The sequence below is a fragment of the Sporofaciens musculi genome (genome assembly GCF_009830285.1).
Lineage (GTDB): Bacteria > Bacillota > Clostridia > Lachnospirales > Lachnospiraceae > Sporofaciens > Sporofaciens musculi.
In genome coordinates, this window is the sequence record NZ_WUQX01000001.1 from 4,405,514 (window position 1) to 4,427,802 (window position 22,289).

Sequence of the window (22,289 nt, forward strand, 5' to 3'; positions counted from 1 at the left end):
ATATCTGAAAAGGCTGTGTAAAACAACTTTCCCAGAGCTTCGTATTTAATTTATCTTATGAAATCATATCACTGTATTGCCTAAAAACCTCAACCTATAGGATTAGTCCTCCCCATACAGAGTAACCAGCTTCTTAAGGTATGCATATCTCTCCTTAGCCTCAGCCTCGTTCTTAGCGAACAGCTTCTCAGCCTTCTCTGGATTCGCTCTCTTAAGCGCATTGTAACGAACCTCTCCGTCAAGGAATTCCTGATAATCTCCTGTTGGCTCCTTGCTGTCAAGTGAGAACTTCGCGCCCTCTGCAGCCGGATTGAACCGGAAGTTATTCCAGTATCCGCACTCTACTGCCAACGCTTCCTCTGTCTGAGCCTTGCTCATACCCTTCTTGATACCATGGTTGATACATGGTGCGTAAGCGATAATCAATGACGGTCCCGGATATGCCTCTGCCTCTGCGATAGCCTTAACTGTCTGGTTGAAGTCTGCGCCCATTGCGATCTGCGCTACATATACATAGCCATAGCTCATAGCGATTCCTGCAAGGTCTTTCTTCTTCGTCTCTTTACCGCCTGCCGCAAACTGTGCGGTTGCACCAGTCTTAGTTGCCTTAGAGGACTGTCCGCCAGTGTTGGAGTAAACTTCTGTATCGAATACCATTACATTGATATCCTCGCCGCTTGCCAGTACATGGTCAACACCACCGAATCCGATATCGTAAGCCCATCCGTCGCCGCCGAATACCCACTGAGACTTCTTAGCCAGGAAATCTTTATTCTTAACGACATCCTTGCATGTCTCGCAATCACATCCTTCTAACGCTGCAACTAACTTATCCGTAGCGTCTCCGTTGGATACGCCGCAGTTAAAGGTATCAAGATATTCCTTGCATGCTGCCTTAACTTCGTCAGAAGCCTTATCAAAGCCTGCAATCTCCTCAACCTGAGCTTTTAATCTATTTCTGATTGCCTTCTGTGCCAACAGCATACCGTATCCAAACTCTGCGTTATCCTCGAACAGAGAGTTAGACCAAGCTGGTCCCTTACCTTCCGGAGTTACGGTGTAAGGTGTGGACGGTGATGAGTTACCCCAGATAGAAGAACATCCTGTGGCATTGGCAATATACATTCTGTCACCGAATAACTGTGTAATCAGCTTCGCATATGGTGTCTCTCCACATCCTGCACAAGCGCCTGAGAACTCAAGCAACGGCTGCTTGAACTGGCTTCCCTTTACAGTCTCTGGTTTGAACTTGGCAACAACCTCTGGCTTCACCGGAATCTCTCTGCCGAAGTCAAATACCTTCTGAGAACCGATATTTTCTTCCATGTTCTTAAGAACAAGAGCCTTCTCGCCCTTCTTGCCCGGACATACATTTGCACAAGAACCGCAGCCTGTACAGTCAAGAGCAGATACGGACATGGTAAATTTCATACCTGGCATACCAATCATGTCGATTGCCTTTGTTCCTTCTGGTGCCTTAGAAAGCTCGTCCTCTGTCAAAGCGATCGGACGGATAACAGCGTGAGGACATACGTATGCACAGCGGTTACACTGGATACAGTTCTCTTCTACCCATACTGGAATATCTACCGCAATACCGCGCTTCTCGTATGCGGAAGAACCAGACGGTGTAGAACCGTCTACATAATCATTGAACGCAGATACCGGAAGTGAATTACCCTCCTGTGCATTTACCTTGGACTGAACATTCTTAACGAAGTCAACAACGTCTTCTCTTCCGCCCTTAACCTCTGGTGTGAATAAGCCCTCGTCAGCGCAGGATTTCCATGAATCCGGAACAGTCACTTCTACAACCTGCTTTGCGCCTGCATCAATGGCATCGTAGTTCATCTGAACAATCTTATCGCCCTTTCTTCCGTAGGTAGCCTTTGCAGCAGCTTTCATCAGGTCGATTGCCTCTTCCTCCGGAATGATTGCCGCCAGCTTGAAGAATGCAGACTGCAATACTGTATTGATACGTCCGCCAAGTCCAATCTCTTTACCAATCTTGATTCCGTCGATGGTGTAGAACTTGATGTTGTGGTCTGCGATATATGCCTTCACCTGTCCTGGCAGATGCTTCTCAAGACCTTCCATATCCCATGAGCAGTTCAGAAGGAAGGTTCCGCCGTCAACCAACTCCTGAACCATGTTATACTTGTCCACATAAGAAGGATTGTGACATGCAACAAAGTTCGCCTGACGAATCAGGTAGGTTGACTTAATCGCCTTCTTACCGAAACGTAAGTGAGACATGGTAACACCGCCGGACTTCTTGGAATCATAGTCAAAATATGCCTGTGCATACATATCCGTGTTATCACCGATAATCTTAATGGAGTTCTTGTTAGCTCCAACCGTTCCGTCTGCGCCAAGTCCCCAGAACTTACAGTTAATGGTTCCCTCCGGAGTTGTAACCAGTGCCGGTCCTGTTGCAAGGGAAAGCTTGGTCACATCATCCTCAATACCGATTGTAAATCTTGCCTTTTCAGCGTTATTGAATACTGCAACAATCTGTGCAGGTGTAGTATCCTTAGAGCCAAGTCCATAACGTCCGCAATTAACCGGAACAGCGTCGAACTTAGAGCCCTTCAGTGCGGAAACAACATCCAGGTATAACGGCTCTCCCTGTGCTCCCGGCTCCTTCGTCCTGTCAAGAACATTAATATATTTTACAGTGTCAGGAATTGCATCGATCAATGCCTGTGCGCAGAACGGTCTGTAAAGACGAACCTTTACAACACCAACCTTCTCGCCTGCTGCCATCAGGTAGTCGATGGTCTCCTCAATCGTATCACATACAGAGCCCATTGCAACGATTACCTTCTCAGCGTCTGCTGCACCGTAGTAGTTAAACAGCTTATAGTCTGTGCCAATCTTAGCATTAACCTTGTCCATGTACTCCTGAACGATTGCTGGCATAGCATCATAGTATGGGTTACATGCTTCTCTTGCCTGGAAGAAAATATCCGGATTCTGAGCAGAACCTCTCTGGCATGGATGATTCGGGTTCAATGCATGGTTTCTGAATGCGTCGATAGCATCCATATCTACTAATTCTTTCAGATCTTCATAATCCCATGTCTCAATCTTCTGAATCTCGTGAGAAGTACGGAAGCCGTCAAAGAAGTTAATGAACGGAAGCTTGCCTTTAAGAGCTGCGCAATGTGCAACCGGTGTTAAGTCCATAACCTCCTGTACGCTTGACTCACAGAGCATAGCCGCACCTGTCTGTCTACATGCGTATACATCAGAGTGATCTCCAAAGATTGACAGTGCATGGCTGGCAAGCGCACGCGCGGATACATGGAACACACCCGGAAGCTGCTCGCCTGCTACTTTATATAAGTTAGGAATCATCAGCAGTAAGCCCTGGGATGCCGTAAATGTCGTCGTCATAGCACCTGCTGCCAGGGAACCGTGTACTGCTCCCGCTGCTCCTGCCTCTGACTGCATCTCTGTTACCTGGACAGTCTGTCCAAAGATATTCTTTCTGCCTTCAGTTGCCCACTCATCCACATGCTCTGGCATAACAGATGATGGTGTGATTGGGTAAATAGCCGCAACTTCTGTATATGCGTATGATGCGTGAGCCGCAGCCTGATTACCATCCATGGTCTTCATTTTTCTTGCCATTTTCGTTGTTCCTCCTTATAATTGTGCAAATTGATATACCAGACCTTTTATCTGGTATAATTTGACGTGTGATTTTATTATAGTCCACACATTGTTAAAAGTCTAGTCATTCTTTCCCTTATTTTTGTTCCTTTTTCGGTACAAGTCAGTGTTTTTTCTCTTTGCAATCCAAAACAGAAATACCGCTGTGATTCCTAAAAGAATCGCCATAGCAATCCACGGCAGAGGACCTAAGATTGTCCACAGACTGTACTTGCGTTGCTTTGCCTTCTTAGGCGCTGTTTCCTCCTTAATCTCCTTTTCCGGTTCTCCTTTGAACCTGCCAGTATCTAGCTTCTCAATCGCCAGCTTCGCAATCACCTCCTGCCCCTCCTGGTCTGGATGAAGGCCGTCCTCCTGGGTGTGCTCACAAATTTCTGAGTCGAACAGATCAACGACCCGATAATCATAGTCCTCAGCATGTTCGTACATAACCTGGTTCATGTTGCAGATAATATCCTCAACAATGCCGTTCATGGCGCCTGGCAGCTCAAACTGGCTGACCGGATTGTAGATAGTCGTCACAACTAACTGCGCCGTACTTTTCCTATGAGCCGTTATGGTATCCATGGCAGCCATCCACTGTTCCTCAAATATTGTATAATCCCAGTTGTTCAGCACATCCAGAATCTTAACAATCAGCAGAGGATTTCCTTCCACCCCCTCCTGTAAGGCGTCAAACGCGTCGTAAACACTCAGAAACTTGCGTTCTGTCCCCAGTACTTCCTGTGCCGCATGTTTGAATTCCTGCATCAAGTCATTGGCCCCAATGGTCAAGGTAATAATGTCCGCGCGGTCAAGGGAAGAAAGAGCCTCCTCCATAGTCAGAATGTCTGAGTTAAGCCGCAAAGAATCCAGGCCATTTTTCGCAAATTTTTCACATTCTGTGGGAATTTTTGTCTCACCGGCCACCTGGTCTGCAATCAACTGTGTGTAGCTGATTAAATCCTCCTGCCCCTTTCCCCCATATCCTTTGGCGATACTGTCTCCCAATGCGGTACAGTAAATGGTATCGCCCTCCCATGCCTGCCCGTCTCCTGCAATCTCCTCTGCCTTACATGGAACCGACCCTGTTCCTGGCAAAATCATGATGACACAGATAAATAAACTAATCCACAATGCCAGGAATCTCCCTGACCTTCTCTTAATATTTCCCCCAAATTTCATACGAATCCTTCTTCCGGCACATAAGCTGACCCCATCCTATCACATTAAATAAACGACATCCTCCTCTGGCTTTGCAGCCGTCTCCATGCCAAGCAGGTACAGCACTGGCTGTTTGTTGCCAAAAGACACCGCCTGTTCATACTCAAATCTTGCCCGAACCTTGACCCAAGCGCCCTTCTTGAATCCAATTGGACGGTCAGATTTGCAGGGATATCCATAGAACTTCAAGTCGTCTGCACAGCATGTCATAATCTTGCGCACCGGAACGAACATATTCTCCTCCATACCCTTAGGCCGAAACGCCTGGGCCACAAATTCCACCTCTTTGTGGAGATACAGCTCTGGATGATCGTACGCGTCCACATACCAGATTCCAAAATCCGCCGAAGCTATCTGTATCTTTTCCCCTTTGACATCATAGGGAAGGTCTTCCTTTGTGGGTTGTATGATTCTTCCGTCCACCCCCTCGAAAATCAACTGCGCCATTGGATTCTGCACCTTAAGCGCTCTGCGAAAGCCCGAACGGTCTATCCCTTTTGGACAGCGGTTTACCACAATCAGCTCAGATTCTGTCAACTGCTCAATCAGTACATTTTTCATATTCTTAAGATACATATCCAGGGTGGTGCCATTCACGGTAGAATAAACCCCCTGTAACTCCCAACTTTTTGGGTACTTGATGCACAGCAAATCCTCCAGCTTCCACATTCCGTTATATTCGATTACCACCTGGGCGGGATGATAGTTTTTTTCGCAATTCTTAAAAAATGACGGACTCAACTGGTCGAACTCGTCGATTTTCAGCAGAACCATTTCACGGGATTCCAGGTATTCCTCCGGATACCCTACCTCACCTTCTTCGCACAGAATCAAAAGCGTAAGCCCAGGCGCAATCCACTCCTGCTCCATCAGCGTGTCCTTCACAAGCGTCGTCTTTCCGCTGTCCAGAAAACCTGTACATATGAATACGGGTGTTTTCATACAATCACCTTCATTTCTTTTATTTAAACTTAGATATGGAATAATTTCAGCAGTTCTTCTTCCTTCAAATCCGTCCCTATCACACATACCCGACCCGTGTAGTCGGCCTTGCCTTCACGAACTTCATATTCCTCCGGAACAAGATCAAACTGTTTCCATGTGCCGTCCGCCATGGGGATAATACCTTTTGAACGCAGGATTGTTCCATAGCCCTCCGTCTCGGACAATGCTTTCAGCAGGAAATCCAATTCTTCATCCGTGTACTTGTGGGCAGTCTCCTTACCCCAGCTTGTAAATATCTCATCCGCATGATGATGGTGGTGGCCGTGGTGATGATGACCACATCCACATTCTCCTTCATGCTCATGATGATGACCGCATCCACATTCTCCTTCATGCTCGCTATGATTTTGCAGAAATTCTTCTATCTCAGCCCCATGGTCAAGGGCACGACAGACCGCTTCACCTGAAAGCTCATCCCACGGCGTAGAGATAATCGCCGCTTCTGCATTTTCCTCGCGGAGTATATGAACACATTCCTCAATCTTCTCACCTGACATCATCTGGGTTCTGCTGATTACAATCGTAGACGCATGCTTTACCTGGTCCTCAAAGAACTCTCCAAAATTCTTAAGGTACAATACCGCCTTCTTACCGTCAACCACTGTGATTCTTCCGCTAATCTCAATCTCGGCATCCTTCTTCACATCCTCGATTGCTTTCACAATATCGGATAATTTCCCTACCCCCGACGGTTCAATCAGCACACGGTCAGGCTTGTATTCCTCCAGTACCTTTTGAAGCGCCTTGCTGAAATCCCCCACCAGCGTACAGCAGATACATCCTGAATTCATCTCCGTAATCTCAATCCCCGCATCCTTGAGAAAACCGCCGTCAATACCGATTTCTCCAAACTCATTCTCAATCAGCACCAGTTTTTCTCCGGTAAATACCTGTTCAATCAACTGTTTGATAAAGGTTGTCTTTCCGGCGCCCAAAAAACCTGATATAATGTCTACTTTCGTCATCTTCTATTCCTCTTTTCACCATTTTATACGACCAATATATTACCACAAACTTCCATCTGCCGCCAGAGCGTCGATTAAATTATTGCCAGAAGCACACCCTGATATACCGCCCCTCCTGAAACAAGACAAGACTTGAAATCCCTTATATTTTTATTATATCTAATATAGCCAAGGATAACAATAGAATCGGGTTAAATAAAAACCAGCGCCAAATCTCTTAGCGCCGGTTCTTTTACATCTAAAATAATTTTCAATTATAACTGCGGACCTGCCGGAACCAAAGCCTTTCCAGCCTCATTTCCTTCATACTTCGCAAAGTTCTTAACGAATCTCTGCGCCAGATCCTTAGCCTTTGTCTCCCACTCAGAAGCGTCCGCATAAGTATTGCGTGGATCCAGGATATTGGTATCTACGCCTGGAAGCTCTGTCGGAACGTCAAAGTTGAAGTACGGAATCTTCTTGGTTGACGCCTTCAGGATGTCCCCGTTTAAGATAGCGTCGATGATACCACGTGTATCACGGATAGAGATACGCTTTCCGGTTCCGTTCCATCCTGTATTCACCAGATAAGCCTTCGCGCCGCTCTTTTCCATTCTCTTAACAAGTTCTTCTGCATACTTGGTCGGGTGCAGCTCAAGGAAAGCCTGTCCGAAGCATGCGGAGAAGGTAGGTGTAGGCTCTGTAATACCACGCTCTGTACCTGCAAGCTTAGCCGTAAATCCTGACAGGAAATAGTACTGTGTCTGCTCAGGAGTAAGAATAGATACCGGAGGAAGCACGCCGAACGCATCTGCGGACAGGAAGATAACCTCCTTCGCTGCCGGCGCTGCTGATACAGGACGAACAATCTTCTCAATATGGTTAATCGGGTAAGATACACGAGTATTCTCCGTTACACTCTTGTCGTTAAAATCAATCTTTCCTTCTGCGTCCAGAGTAACGTTCTCAAGCAGAGCGTCACGCTTAATCGCATTGTAGATATCCGGCTCAGACTCTTTGTCAAGGTTGATAACCTTCGCATAGCATCCGCCCTCGAAATTGAAGATACCTTCATCATCCCAGCCATGCTCGTCGTCACCGATGAGAAGTCTCTTCGGGTCAGTAGAAAGAGTCGTTTTACCTGTTCCGGAAAGACCGAAGAAGATAGCGGTATTCTCGCCGTTCATGTCTGTGTTCGCTGAACAGTGCATAGAAGCAATTCCCTTAAGCGGCAGATAGTAGTTCATCATAGAAAACATACCCTTCTTCATCTCACCGCCATACCATGTATTAATGATAACCTGCTCACGGCTTGTAATATTGAATACAACAGCCGTCTCAGAATTCAATCCCAGTTCCTTATAATTCTCAACCTTTGCCTTAGATGCATTGTAAACAACGAAATCCGGCTCGAACTTCTCAAGTTCTTCCTCCGTCGGCATAATGAACATATTCCTGATGAAATGAGCCTGCCATGCCACTTCCATAATAAAACGGATTGACATACGAGTATCTTCGTTCGCGCCGCAGAAAGCGTCTACTACGAACAGCTTCTTATTGGACAGCTCGTTAAGGGCAATGTCCTTTACTGCCTTCCAGGTTTCTTCTGAAGCCGGATGGTTATCGTTCTTGTATTCATCGGAGGTCCACCACACGGTGTCCTTGGAATTCTCATCCATAACGATGAATTTGTCTTTCGGTGAACGTCCGGTGTAGATACCAGTCATGACATTTACTGCGCCAAGTTCGCTGACCTGACCTTTTTCAAAACCTTCCAGTTCCGGCTTGGTCTCTTCTTCAAACAACATCTCGTAAGAAGGGTTGTGTACGATTTCAGTGGTGCCGCTGATGCCATACTTGCTCAAATTAATCTCTGCCATCTTTCATAATCTCCTTTTTTCATAGTATACAGTTGCATGAATGATAACCATCTACGAATACCTGTACTGTCTGGAATCCACGGTATATCATTCTGGAAGTCAAATGTCTTACTTCCTCTGATAATAGTATACATAATAAAAAAATAAAATCAATAAAAATCATCTAAATTTTTCAAAAAAAGATAAATATTTAACAATCTTGTATCCACACACTCATCAAAGCAAGTTCAATCAATCCTACTGTTTACAACAAACCGCCAACCGATAAGAACAACGGTGCAAATACCAATGATACAACCGTCATAAGCTTAATCAGAATATTAATGGACGGTCCCGACGTATCTTTAAAAGGATCTCCCACCGTATCTCCGACTACCGCCGCCTTATGAGCCTCGCTGCCCTTGCCTCCGTGGGTTCCATCCTCAATATATTTCTTCGCATTATCCCAGGCGCCGCCGGCATTGGACATAAAGATTGCCATCATCACGCCTGTCACAAGGGAACCTGCCAGCAGACCTCCCAGAGACGCGGGACCTAACAGTAAGCCGACTGCCAATGGCGCAAGAACCGCCATAATTCCAGGCACCAGCATCTCCTTTAACGCCGCCGTTGTTGAGATGGCTACACAGGACTTATAATCCGGCTTATCCGTTCCCTTCATAATTCCAGGCTTCTCACGGAACTGACGTCTTACCTCCTCAATCATCTTGTACGCTGCCTTTGACACAGACTCCATGGTCATGGCAGAGAACAAAAACGGCAACATACCTCCGATAAACAGACCGATAATTACGCGGCTGTCCAGAAGGTCGATATTCTTAAGGTCAACCGCCTCTGCATAGGAGACAAACAATGCAAGAGCTGTTAAAGCCGCAGAACCAATGGCAAATCCCTTGCCCATTGCCGCCGTGGTGTTGCCCACAGCATCCAGCTTATCCGTAATCTTCCGCACATTTGCATCAAGACCAGACATCTCCGCAATACCGCCTGCATTATCTGCGATAGGACCATAAGCGTCCACCGCTACTGTAATCGCTGTGGTAGACAGCATGCCTACCGCCGCCAGCGCAATCCCATAAAGCCCGCAGAACTGATACGCCACAAAGATTCCAATGCTGATTAACAGAATAGGAATTGCTGTAGACTTCATTCCCACAGCAAGACCACTGATAATAGTGGTGGCAGGTCCCGTCTCTGACTGCTCTGCAATCTCTTTGACTGACTTATAGTCCCCAGATGTATATACCTCCGTGATAATGCCAATTAAGAGACCTACAATCAGTCCGGCAACAATGGCAATCGCCGCATTGAAGTCTCCAAAAAGAGATTTGCTGAACACAAACGCAACTGCCAAAACCAACGCACTTGCCACATAAGAACCCATCTTAAGCGCTTTGTGCGGGTTAGAATTCTCGTCCCCTTTTACAAAAAATGTTCCCAGTATAGATGCAATCAGCCCCAGACCTGCAATCAGCAGCGGATAGACCGCCCCTTCTAGCCTGTAGTACACGATTCCCAATGTCAGCGCCGAGATCAGAGCACCTACATAAGACTCGAACAAATCCGCTCCCATTCCCGCAACGTCGCCTACATTATCGCCCACATTGTCGGCAATAACCGCCGGATTGCGGGGATCATCTTCAGGGATTCCTGCCTCCACCTTACCTACCAGGTCGGCTCCCACATCCGCCGCCTTCGTGTAGATACCACCGCCCACACGAGCGAACAAAGCAATGGAGGAAGCGCCAAGGCTAAATCCAGACAGCACATCCACATTCCCTGTAATCAGATAGATTGTGCTTACGCCAAGAACCCCAAGCCCAGCCACGCACATTCCCATTACTGCCCCGCCTGAGAAGGCAATAGAGAGCGCGCGGTTCATCCCGCTCTCCTTCGCTGCATTGGCAGTCCTTACATTCGCCTTCGTCGCCACACTCATTCCGAAATACCCTGCTAGTGTTGAGAACACAGCGCCGACTACGAAGCATACTGCTGTTATCCAATTACCAATTCCGACACCAATCAGAACAAACAATACAACCACAAAAAAGATTAGAATCTTATACTCGGCTGTCAAAAATGCCTGGGCGCCTTCGCTGATCGACGCTGCGATCTCTCTCATCCGTTCGGTTCCTGCATCCTGCTTATTGACCTTGGCAGCTAAGGCAGCCGCAAAAATCAGAGCGATGATTCCCAGAATCGGAACCACATTCAAGAAAATTCCCATAATTTATCCTCCCATAGACTTATTATACCTCTATCTTATCATATATGCACAAATTGTCTATAGTTTTTTTGAAATTTTCGTGAATTTACACAAACATTTTTCGACCTATATATTTGTATATTTTTTAAGAAAAAGAAATTAATGGCCATGTCCGTGGCCATGCCCGTTCCCGCCATGGTGCCTGTTCTGCTGACATGTGCCTTGTCCTTCATTCTGTGCGCCTCCATCGTTCTGTACAGCGTCTCCATTCTGCGCGCCAGCATCACACCCGTTTTGCACTCCCCCGTCATCCTGGGTATTTTCTCTGTTCTGCAAATCATCTTCCCTGTTTCCAGACAGCTCTGCTATCTTATCCCAGATCTGGCTTATAGTCAGCCCTTCTATATCTTCCTGTGTGACAGATGGGTCCAATGCCTGAAGCTTCATAAATGCCTGGTATCTTCCAAGGGTCATCCCCGCCTCATGAGCCTCTAAAGCCTCCCCATGGCTTCCTGAGGAACAGTGAACATTTCCATAGGAAGACGCGCACGTATGAAGGTGTGCCAGCATCTCTCTCTGCTTCCCTTCCTCTGCCCCTGATACGGTAATGGCAATGCAGGAATCCTCTGCCAGATATGCTTCCTCACTTTCCTGGCTCAAAATCATATCCATTGCATCTCGGTAATCCATAAAACGAACATTCAACGAGGACATAATATGATATCCATCATTATTAAAAGTATCAACGGTCACCACCTTGTCAAAACGGTTAATTCCAAGCTCAATGGAGGGATTGACATCCACACTGATAGAAGATACTGGTATAAAATAGAGAAAATAGCCTCCAAAACCTACCATAATAAAGCTTAACAGGAAACAGGCCATGACCGCTGCCATCCGCCAGTAAGGAAATGATGCGCCTCTTTTATAGCCTTGGGTCTTCTGTACAAGAAATTCCCTGGTGCGCCTTTTAAGCTCATCATCTGCATGAACATTGTCGAATGCTTCCTTCAATCTTCTGTCACTCAAAACCTCTCACCTCCCAACTTCTCCCTGAGCAGCCGCTTAGAACGCGTCAGAAGTGTATAGACTGTATTCACATTCTTTCCAAGGATACGTCCAATCTCAGCGGCAGAATAATCCTCGTAATAGTGAAGGTATACCACATTTCTGTATTTTACAGGCAAAGAAAGGACCGCTGCCAACACTTCACTGTGCTCAGGCACCTGGTCCTCCATCTGTCCCGTCCATTCCTCCAACGGAACCGTATGGCTGTGAAAAAAGCTTTTGAGCAAATCCTTACAGGCATTGATTGTCACCCGTATAAACCACGCTTTTTCATGTTCAGCATTTTCAAAAACAACGGAACTTAGGACATACTTCAAAAATACTGTCTGAAATATGTCCTCGGTGTCATGATAATTCTTCAGATGTATCATACAGAGGCGCTGAATTGTATCCGCATACTGCTCCAACGCCCTGTTTACCTCCTGTTCGCTCCGCACAATAGAACCTCATCTCTTATCTGTGGTGTCTTCCGCCATGATGACCGCCGCCGTGATGACCGCCATAGGAGCCTGACCAGTTATCGCAGTATCCGTCGCCGTTATTATCCACATATCCTGATCCCTGATAACCGCCTCCGGACCATCCTGTCGTCTGGCTGCTTCCCTGATAACTCTGACTGCCGCCTCCGCCATAACTCTGGCTGGTGCTTCCAGTGTAAGCCGGCGTCTGAGTAACAACAGGTCTTTCGGATACATATCCTGACATGTTCACGCCTGTTCCATAGTTACCGCAGAAATTCGTTACGCAGTTGTTCCCAAAGTTACATCCCATATTCTGGTAATCACAAACCCAGCCGCTGTTCGTACCATAGAAGCAGCGCGCTTCTACCGGTTTTTCGGCAAATGCCACAATCCCTCCCATAGAGAGAGCCAGCACACAAATCAAGACAACTGTTACAACTTTCTTCATGATCTTCCTCCATTCTACCCAACATGTTTTTTTGTTCTGTCAGATCATTTCTGATCTCTATCTATAATACGACCGAGAAAGGGAAAACCATTCAAAATTTTTCATTTTATTTTTTATTTTTTTCCTTTGCCAGTAAAGCTGCTCCAAGAGCTCCGGCATATCTTCCACCCTTCGTAGGTTCAACCCTCTGCCCAATCTTCTCGGATAAAATTTTCGTAAAATACTGGCTGTGGCTTAAGCCCCCTGTCAGAATAATTTTTCCGGAAAGCTTCTTTCTCTGGCTAAGCTGCGCCACCTTCGCCGCAACAGAATCCACGACTCCCGCGGCGATATCCTCCCGACTCCTTCCTTCCCCGATGTAGTTGATTACCTCGGATTCTGCAAATACGGTACACAGAGAGCTAATCGGAAGAACGCAGCCTTCGTTCGCCATGTCAAACAACTCCTGAAGGGTAACACCTAAACGATTCGCCATAATCTCAAGGAACTTTCCCGTACCGGCAGAACATTTGTCATTCATAAGAAAATCCTGCACCATGCCATGTTCTACCAGAATCACCTTTGTGTCCTGCCCGCCCACATCTATGATGGCACAGTCGTCTCCTGCCATCTCTCTTCCGCCTCTTGCATGGCAGGTAATCTCCGTAATCACATGGTCGGCAAAATCTACCGCCACCCGTCCGTATCCTGTTGCCACTACCTTAGTATCTTCTGACAGAACGTCAATGCCCTCCTCCTTAAGCTTCTCCTTAATTGTCTGGGTCGTCTCCTTGCTGCTCCATCCCGTGGGAAGGACAAACTCCATCTCCTTCTCGCCGATCACAGCCACCTTAGACGCTGTCGAGCCTATATCAATACCTACATAATTCATGTCTTTTACCTCAATCTAAGAAACCGCAGGCGCCCCATATCAGGTTGCCTACAGTCCCTAACAATATCTGTCTCTCTTTGGATTCACATTCTTCTCAACCTCTGCAATCTTAAGAATCTCAATCCCATGTTCTACTGCACAGGCTTTTATAGCTTCAAGCTCATCTTCCCTGACCATGAGCGACACCCCGCAGCACTTGCTGGCAGCCCTGGGGGTAGGCGCAATCACAGCCCTAATCCCCAAAGCCTTCAATTCACGATGTAACCGCATGGCATTGTCATGATTGGGAAACAGCACATAATTCTGTATCTCAGACATATGTAAACTTCCTCTTAATGATTCAGCATTTCTATAAACGCGCTAACCCTGGTACGAAGCTGCTGCGCGTCGCTGTCCGTGTAGTCTGTCTCGATTCCAAGTACTGGAATACCTGCATCCTTAAGCCCACGCTCAACCAGATATCCTTCTGTATCGTACAGGTTACAGAACTTTAAGTTGACGTCAATGATACCGTCTGCTTTGTATTCCTTCGCAAGCCGCAGAATATCATCAAGCCTTCCAGTATTCGGTGTAAAACATGCACAGTTAATATTCATATATCTCTCTGCCAATGCCTCAATCTGGCCGGCAACCTCCGTCCTCGTCTCGTCCACCAGATGTTCAAAGTAACGTGTTCCTGTACACATCTCCTCACAGACAACCACACCGCCGCTGGTCTCAACAATATTATGCAGCTTCCAGTTGGGGATTGCAAGGGGCGTTCCTGTCAGAAGAATACGCTTGGTTCCCGAAGATATTACACTGACACCGTCCTTTATGCGTTGGTCAAGCTCGTCACACAGGGCGTTGGTCATCTTGGTAAACCTCTTGGGATCATCATAGAATGCAATCTGTGAAATCAACAACACGTCCCGTCCGCTGATTGGAAGCTTCTCATTCTTACGCAGCTCATACAGACGTTCTAAAGCTTTACGCTTTTCGTTAATCAGCTTAATACTCTCCCCTAACTTCTCAGCCGTAATCTGATTGCCGGTAAACTCCTCCACCACATTCTTAAATGTGGTAATCTCCTCTGCCCAGGCTTTTATGTCCTTTTCGCGCTTCATCTGTGGCAAGTCCATAATATGGATGGGGACATCCTCTCCTAAGATCTCCCACGCCTTCTTCTTACCGTCGCAGGTCGTCTCACCTACGTACATATCTGCAATCCGAAAGAAGGGGCAGGTACGGTCAAGTCTTGCGCCAACAGAAGCCTTAATCAGAGGACAGGTATTGGTAGGCAGCACCTTCTCCCCGCCTGGTACCCAAAACTGCGAGCCGCCGCATAGGCCGGTGGCGATCGCGTCTGCTGCAAATACAATCTCATCCGGTACATAGACACAGAATGTACCGAATACCTTACCGCCCTTCTTCTGATGCTCAATCAGCTCTGCCGGACGAATCCCATGGATATCGGCCACCACCATATTATAATAGTCCATTCCCTCCGGACGGTTCTCCTGTGACAGATAAACATCTCCGAATGCCTGAGGAAGTACTTCACATAACTGGTCGTGAGTCTCCAAATCCATTCCCAACTCCTCCCACATCTTGCGATAATCAGCCATAATTAAATATCCTCCTTTGTATCTCTCATATTGATGAGATAACCGTAACACGTTTGGCTGATATGGGCAACGGATTCTGTGCAGAATCACCATTGTTTTTTATAATAAATCCTACATTTTTATTCAATTTATCTATAAACCAAACAGTCCTCAAGCCTCCTGACTTGATGAATAGAAAATCGCCAGCGTTTTAAGCATCAAGTCAATATCAATAGGCTTTGACAGATGTGCGTTCATACCGGCGTCATGGGTCTTCTGGATGTCCTCCTCATAGGCATTGGCCGTCATTGCAATAATCGGAATCGTCTTCGCATCCTCTCTCTCCATGGCACGAATGGTCTTTGCCGCTGTAATACCATCCATCACAGGCATCATAATATCCATAATAATGATATCAAAAGTACCAGAAGGATTCATAGAAAATGCATCCACCGCCTCCTGTCCGTTCATTGCCGGCGTTACCTCGGCCCCTTCATCCTCCAGCATACACTGTGCAATCTCCATGTTCAGGTCAATATCCTCCACTAGCAGAACCTTCATTCCCACCAAATCTATCTGGACATCAACCATTGACTCACCGATTCTGGCATTCTGGTCAATATCAAACCAAATCTCGATAGCGAATTCTGTTCCCACGTTCAGCTTACTCTCCACTTCAATGGTGCCGCCCATCAGTTCTACGAATTCCTTAGTAATCGCCATCCCAAGTCCGGTTCCCTTATATGTAGTCCTCGTTCCGTCATCCTCCTGAGCAAACGCCTCAAAAAGATGGGGAAGGAATTCCTCCTTCATTCCGATTCCCGTATCCGCAAGCTCGAACCGGTACAGCGCCTTCTCATCTGTACTCTCCTTCTCCCATGCGCGAAAAAAAATCTTGCCTCCATCCGGCGTAAATTTTACAGAATTCCCAAGAATATTGATAAAAATCTGCCTCAGATGCAGTTCATCCCCAATCAGGCAGGGATGTTGAAATTTGCTAAGCTTACGCACCATCTCCAAATCCCGCGTCGCAAGCTGTCCCCCAATTATGGAGATACAATTATCAATACAGGTTCTCATATCGAAGCTTTCATGCTTCACCCTGGTTTTCCCCGATTCAATCCGGCTCATATCCAGCACATCGTTAATCAGCCCAAGCAAATGCTGTGACGAGCCGCTGATCTTGTTCAGACAGTCTCGAATCTTGTCGTCATTGCCGATATTCTTCATAGCAATATCCGTCATACCCATGATTCCGTTGATGGGCGTACGGATGTCATGGCTCATATGGGACAGGAAATCACTTTTTGCCTGACTCGCGCTTTTCGCCTCCTCAGCCGCATTTAAAAGAAGCTGATTCGCTTCCTCCTTCTGCTGGACTAACTGCTTGTCCGCCCTCCCCATCATGACTACAATAATGATGATAATGGTCATCGCCAAAAATACAATAAACACCAACGAAAAGAACCGCAAGGTACGTTCAAGCAGAATATCAGAATCCGCACCAAGCACAGCCGTCGGCACGAACAAAAGGACATGCCAGTTTTCCGCCGTAACCGTAGCATTTGCCACATACCATCTCTGCTCTGTGCCGTCCTCTTGGGTATACTTGAATTCTAATGCGGCATGGCCCTTCTCCTTAACCTCCCGCACAAAATCCTCCATTAATCCACCATGTATGATCTCACAATCCTCAACTGAAGCCATTACATTATTTTCTTCTATGAAACCGTTGGCAAAGGTATATTTGAACAGCCACATTCCGTCCCCATTAATCAGATATGTATAGCAATTTTCACCGAAGCCTTTTACCGTAGTCTTTTCCTGCACAGCCCCCAAATCCACGGCAACCGCAAGATGCGTAATCTCACCGCTACCGTCTTGTAACGCAATCGGCTCTCTTAACCTCTCAATACATAGAAAATATATAATATCGTCACGGTGGGGAACCATGACCACAAGCTGCTGCTTTTCTTTGGCATCTGCCGAAAGAATCTCTGTCTGCTGCCAAACGCCCTGCTTGCGGTCAGAGCAATAGTAATTCCCTTCCCTGTCAAAGGCAAACACAAGAGAGCTGGTCTCATCTATGAAATCTGTGGTAGACGCCACGGAATCCATCAAATCCTCTTTTGAGGTGATTGCCTTCATATTCAGCATATGCTCGCACGCATATACCTGCTGCCAGGAATAAGTAATCACACTGTCCACAATCTCGGCGGCCTTTTCCGTAAACTCTATGATATGGCCTTTGCGCTCCTCAAAAAGCTGCGCGTCAAGAAATCGTAAGTATCTGCCGGATACAGTCACCATCACCACAACCATAATAAGAATCAGCAGAAGGGGACCATCCCAAATCCCCCTGTATCGGATGCTCGACTTTTTTTCTTCAATATTCATGAAAATCCCTCAAATTTCCTACTAAAAACACACCCATCTTTCACTATATAGGTATCTTACCATATATTCCCCTGCAAATCAAATCCTCCTGATTCCCTCCAGGCACAAATCAATTTCCTCCTTCGCGTTTTTCATCCCGAAGGCAAACCGTACCGTCCCCTGGGGATAAGTATGGAGAGTCTGGTGGGCCGTAGGTGCACAGTGAAGCCCAACCCTTGTCATAATACCATACCGCTGCTCCAGTTCAAATGCCGCTGCTGCATTGTCTTTGTCAAGGAAGTCAATGGAAACCACCGCCACTCTATCATCTGTCCCCTTCTTGCCGACGATACGAATATACGGCAATTCCACGAGCCTTTCCAGAAAATATCCTGTCAGCTCCATCTTGCGTCTGTGTATGTTTTCAATCCCTACCTCCTCTATGTAAGAAAGAGCCGTGTGAAGTCCAATGATACCCGGAAGGTTCAGCGTTCCGCTTTCATATTTGTCCGGAAGCGCTTCCGGCATATAGAGGGAATCTGACTGACTTCCCGTCCCTCCCGCAATATACGCCTCCATACAACTGTCCAATTCCTCAGAGATTAGAAAACCGCCGATTCCCTGTGGCCCCAAAAGTCCTTTATGTCCGGTAAATGCCAGAAAATCTATTTTACACCCCTCCATATCCACAGGAATCGTTCCAGCGCTCTGGGCTGTATCCACAGCAAAAAACAGATGATGTCTTTGGCAGATTTCCCCGATCTCCTCAATAGGCAGGATGGTTCCGCAGACATTAGATGCATGAAGCATAATGACTGCTTTGGTATTACTCCTGACAGCCTCCTCAACAGACTCTGGCCGCAGGGTTCCGTCTGCTTCTGTTCTCACAATATCATACGTGACGCCCTTGCCTTCCATCTGCCTTAAAGGACGCATAACGGCATTGTGTTCTAACCCCGACACTAACACATGGTCGCCGTTTTTCAGAAAACCTTTGATAAAATAATTCAAAGAAGAAGTGATTCCTGCCGTGAAAATCACCCTTCTTGAATCCCTTACATGGAACAACCGCGCCAACTGGTCGCGGGTAGAGAGTACCATCTCTGCTACTTCATATGCGCCCTCATAATTCCCTCGATTAATGTTAAAAGCTCCATTTTTCAGCAGCCGCGCCATGGCCTCGGCCACACCCGGAGCCTTTGGCCACGAAGTACTCCCATTATCAAAATAGATGTGCCTGCCGTCTTCCATTCTATTCCCTTCCTTCTAATCCCTGACAATCATACTTAATTTCTACCAGCACCAGCCCCTCTGGCGGCGCCGTCACCCCTGCCTTTGTTCTCTCTTTTACATCCAATATTTCCTTTACTTTCTCCGGTATGTAAAAACCACGCCCTACACGAATCAGCGTCCCTGCTATGATTCGCACCATATTATAGAGAAATCCATTTCCTGTGACCCGTATCGTAATATCCTCTCCCTTTTTGTCAATCTCTATACCGTCAATCCTGCGGACCGTATCTTCCACATTGGTCCGCACATTGCAAAAACTGACAAAATCATGCTCTCCCACCAGAAAGGACGCCCCTTTTCTCATCTTCTCTATATCCATAGGATAGGATACAAAGGCGCTGTATCTACGCTTCAGCGGATTGGGAAACGCCGCATTATAGATATGATACTCATAGGTCTTTGTCACCTGCTTCTGATAGCGGGGATGCCAGTCAAGAGGCGCTTCCTCCGACCGGACAATTACAATATCCTCTGGAAGCTTCTGGTTCAACGCATACCCCAGTCTCTCAGGCGGAATCGGGGACTCTGTGTCAAATACCGCAACATTTCCTAATGCATGGACCCCCGAATCTGTACGGCTTGCCCCAATAACATGAATATCCTCTCCTGTCAGCTTACTAAGCTTGTCGTTCAATACTTCTTCAACGGTAATACCGTTAGGCTGTATCTGCCAGCCGCAGTAATCTGTTCCATCATAGGCAACCAATATTCTGATTCGTCTCATATCTTTGCTAACCCCTATCGTATGTTAAAATATCCACACATGCAGCGGCACATACCTTCCAATCACAACCACTGTAACCACATACACAGCCATAACCAGATAAGCCATATAGTCTCTGCTTCTGTAACGGAGAGGCTTCATCTTCGTCCTCCCCTCCCCGCCCCGATAGCATCTGGCTTCCATGGCCATGGCCAGGTCATTGGCCCGCCGGAAGGCAGACACGAACAAGGGAACCAGAATCGGAACCATGTTCTTGGCCCTCTGAATCATATTTCCACTCTCAAGGTCCGCTCCCCTGGCAATCTGTGCCTTCATGATCTTGTCCGTCTCCTCCAAAAGAATCGGGATGAAACGAAGGGCGATTGACATCATCATCGCCACCTCATGTACCGGCACACGCACCTTGTTAAGCGGATGAAGCAGCGCCTCAAGCCCGTCAGTCAGCTCATTGGGCGTGGTGGTAAATGTCATAAGGGACGACCCGATAATCAGATAAATCAACCTGACCGCCATATATACAGCCGTCACAAGCCCTCCCTCTGTAATGGTAAAAATCCATGCATGGAACAAAACTTCTCCGTTTCTCGTAAGAAACAGATTGAAAAGAACCGTGATCATCAACAGCATAATCACAGGCTTTAACCCTCTTACAATAAATGATAAGGGCACTCGCGACACCCGAATCACAAATACCAGAAACATCGTCGCGATGAAATACCCTGATATACTCCTAAACAAAAACAGGGAGATCAGATAAAAAAGCGTTGCAACAAGCTTCACCCGCGGGTCAAGCCTGTGTATCACACTCTTTGCTGGATAATATTGTCCTATGGTTATATCACGTATCATTCTTCCTTCTCCCTATGCAACATGCGCACAATCTCATCCGCCGCCTCAGAAACCGTGGTAACATCCGTCCTTACCGGAATCCCGCTTTTAACCAGGTCATGCATGATATAAGTAACCTGGGGCGCGGCAAGCCCTACCTGCTCCAATTCCTGATAATGCTCAAACACCTTCTTCGGTTCGTCATAGTACATAACCGTCCCTTTGTTCATCACGATCAGACGGTCCGCATATCTGGCAATATCCTCCATACTGTGGGACACCAGAATTACCGTCATATCACTCTCCTTATGAAGAAATGCAATCTGATCAAGAATATCATCCCTGCCTTTGGGGTCTAACCCCGCCGTAGGCTCGTCCAATACCAGCACCTTGGGACGCATTGCCAGAACGCCTGCAATGGCCACACGCCGTTTCTGCCCGCCGGACAGCTCAAAGGGAGAGGATTTATAATATTTCTCCTTAAGCCCTACCAGATGCAGGGCCTCAAGGGCTCTCTCCTTACATTCTTCCTGACATAAGCCCTGGTTCTTTGGTCCGAAGCATACATCCGTCAACACGTCAATCTCGAAAAGCTGATGCTCTGGATACTGGAACACAAGCCCCACCTCATTACGCAATTTTCCCATGGAATAGCCTTCCCCGTAAATATTCTCTCCGTTATAATACAAGGCCCCGCTGGTCGCACGAAGCAGCCCGTTTAAGTGCTGAATTAGGGTAGATTTTCCAGAACCTGTATGCCCGATGATTCCCACAAATTCCCCATGAGGAATTTCAAGACTGATATCATTTAAAGCTTTCTTCTCATATGCCGTTTTCTGGCTGTAAACATAATTCAGATGTTCTAATTTAATTGACATAACGCTTCCACCAATTCTTCTTTTCTTAGTATTCCGTCTGGAAGCTTAAGCCCTCTCTTTCTAAGCTCATCCGCCAGAAGAGTCACCTGTGGAACATCCAGACGGTAAGACTTAAGCTCATCCACCCGCGAAAATATCTCTCTGGGCGTCCCTGCCATCACCACATGGCCATGGTCCATCACGTAGACCTTATCTGCGTCTACCACTTCCTCCATATAATGGGTAATTAGGATTACCGTCACCTGCTTCTGCTCTCTTAGCTTCTGCACAGTCTTCAGTACTTCCTTTCTCCCCACAGGGTCCAGCATTGCCGTAGGCTCGTCCAGCACAATGCATTTAGGCTCCATGGCCACCACGCCCGCAATGGCAACTCGCTGCTTCTGCCCGCCGGATAGCTTGTTGGGAGAATGATGGCGGTATTCAATCATTCCAACTGCCTTCAGGCTCTCCTCCACCCTTGTCCAGATCTCGTCTGTGGGGACGCCTAAGTTCTCAGGCCCAAAGCCTACATCCTCCTCCACCACAGTTCCAATAATCTGATTGTCAGGGTTCTGGAACACCATCCCCGCAGACTGGCGTACATTCCATAATTCAGACGGGTCGCTGGTGTTGCGTCCATTGACCCACATGGTCCCTTCCGTCGGAACAAGAATGGCGTTCATATGCTTGGCAAGGGTAGATTTTCCGGAGCCGTTATGTCCCAGGATTGCGATGAACTGGCCTTCCTTCACGTCAATATCCACCTGGTCGATTGCCCGTGAGGTACCGATTACATTGCCCTCCTCGTCCCGTTTCTCATATTCAAATATCAGCTTCTCAGTCTGAACCATGTCCATGTGC

General features: G+C 47.0%; 18 protein-coding genes. All 18 read right to left on the minus strand.

All coding sequences use genetic code 11. The features are described from left to right. Positions 1-102: 102 nt before the first annotated feature. Positions 103-3,636 (minus strand): pyruvate:ferredoxin (flavodoxin) oxidoreductase, encoded by a 3,534-nt coding sequence (nifJ, locus tag GN277_RS22345; protein WP_159753935.1) that lies wholly within the window; start codon positions 3,634-3,636, stop codon positions 103-105. Positions 3,637-3,738: 102 nt separating this feature from the next. Continuing rightward, complete coding sequence (locus GN277_RS22350; protein WP_159753938.1) at positions 3,739-4,842, minus strand: GDSL-type esterase/lipase family protein; 1,104 nt, start codon at positions 4,840-4,842, stop codon at positions 3,739-3,741. Between the two features lie 39 nt (positions 4,843-4,881). Continuing rightward, complete coding sequence (locus GN277_RS22355; protein WP_159753941.1) at positions 4,882-5,823, minus strand: TIGR03943 family putative permease subunit; 942 nt, start codon at positions 5,821-5,823, stop codon at positions 4,882-4,884. Between the two features lie 29 nt (positions 5,824-5,852). After that, positions 5,853-6,851, minus strand: coding sequence for a CobW family GTP-binding protein (locus GN277_RS22360; protein ID WP_159753943.1), 999 nt, complete (start codon positions 6,849-6,851; stop codon positions 5,853-5,855). A 254-nt stretch (positions 6,852-7,105) separates the two neighbouring features. Continuing rightward, on the minus strand, positions 7,106-8,710 hold the full coding sequence (pckA, locus tag GN277_RS22365) for a phosphoenolpyruvate carboxykinase (ATP) (protein WP_159753945.1): 1,605 nt from the start codon (positions 8,708-8,710) through the stop codon (positions 7,106-7,108). Positions 8,711-8,954: 244 nt separating this feature from the next. Then, positions 8,955-10,937, minus strand: a complete 1,983-nt coding sequence (locus GN277_RS22370) for a sodium-translocating pyrophosphatase (RefSeq protein WP_159753947.1) — start codon at positions 10,935-10,937, stop codon at positions 8,955-8,957. A gap of 138 nt (positions 10,938-11,075) precedes the next feature. Then, positions 11,076-11,945: an anti-sigma-I factor RsgI family protein gene (locus tag GN277_RS22375; protein WP_159753949.1), complete on the minus strand. Its 870-nt coding sequence runs from the start codon at positions 11,943-11,945 to the stop codon at positions 11,076-11,078. Further along, entirely contained in the window at positions 11,942-12,421 is a 480-nt protein-coding gene (locus GN277_RS22380; RefSeq protein ID WP_159753951.1) for an RNA polymerase sigma factor, read from the minus strand. Before GN277_RS22380 ends, GN277_RS22375 begins: the two co-directional genes overlap by 4 nt. A gap of 16 nt (positions 12,422-12,437) precedes the next feature. Beyond that, entirely contained in the window at positions 12,438-12,893 is a 456-nt protein-coding gene (locus tag GN277_RS22385; protein ID WP_159753953.1) for a hypothetical protein, read from the minus strand. A gap of 106 nt (positions 12,894-12,999) precedes the next feature. Then, positions 13,000-13,764, minus strand: coding sequence for an acyl-CoA dehydratase activase (locus GN277_RS22390; RefSeq protein ID WP_159753955.1), 765 nt, complete (start codon positions 13,762-13,764; stop codon positions 13,000-13,002). Positions 13,765-13,821: 57 nt separating this feature from the next. Further along, complete coding sequence (locus GN277_RS22395) at positions 13,822-14,082, minus strand: DUF3343 domain-containing protein (RefSeq protein WP_159753957.1); 261 nt, start codon at positions 14,080-14,082, stop codon at positions 13,822-13,824. A gap of 14 nt (positions 14,083-14,096) precedes the next feature. Continuing rightward, positions 14,097-15,371, minus strand: a complete 1,275-nt coding sequence (locus tag GN277_RS22400) for a double-cubane-cluster-containing anaerobic reductase (protein ID WP_159753959.1) — start codon at positions 15,369-15,371, stop codon at positions 14,097-14,099. Between the two features lie 150 nt (positions 15,372-15,521). Further along, positions 15,522-17,747 (minus strand): ATP-binding protein, encoded by a 2,226-nt coding sequence (locus GN277_RS22405; protein ID WP_159753961.1) that lies wholly within the window; start codon positions 17,745-17,747, stop codon positions 15,522-15,524. A gap of 78 nt (positions 17,748-17,825) precedes the next feature. Beyond that, positions 17,826-18,977, minus strand: coding sequence for an aminotransferase class V-fold PLP-dependent enzyme (locus GN277_RS22410; protein WP_159753964.1), 1,152 nt, complete (start codon positions 18,975-18,977; stop codon positions 17,826-17,828). 1 nt (position 18,978) lies between these two features. Beyond that, positions 18,979-19,743: a tRNA pseudouridine(38-40) synthase TruA gene (gene truA / locus GN277_RS22415; protein ID WP_159753967.1), complete on the minus strand. Its 765-nt coding sequence runs from the start codon at positions 19,741-19,743 to the stop codon at positions 18,979-18,981. A 24-nt stretch (positions 19,744-19,767) separates the two neighbouring features. Beyond that, positions 19,768-20,592, minus strand: coding sequence for an energy-coupling factor transporter transmembrane component T family protein (locus GN277_RS22420; RefSeq protein ID WP_159753970.1), 825 nt, complete (start codon positions 20,590-20,592; stop codon positions 19,768-19,770). Next, positions 20,589-21,449, minus strand: coding sequence for an energy-coupling factor transporter ATPase (locus GN277_RS22425; RefSeq protein ID WP_159753973.1), 861 nt, complete (start codon positions 21,447-21,449; stop codon positions 20,589-20,591). Before GN277_RS22425 ends, GN277_RS22420 begins: the two co-directional genes overlap by 4 nt. Further along, a complete protein-coding gene (locus tag GN277_RS22430) occupies positions 21,434-22,285 on the minus strand; it encodes an energy-coupling factor transporter ATPase (RefSeq protein ID WP_159753976.1) in 852 nt (283 codons plus the stop codon). The genes GN277_RS22425 and GN277_RS22430 overlap by 16 nt, the downstream gene beginning before the upstream one ends. Between the last annotated feature and the right edge of the window lie 4 nt (positions 22,286-22,289).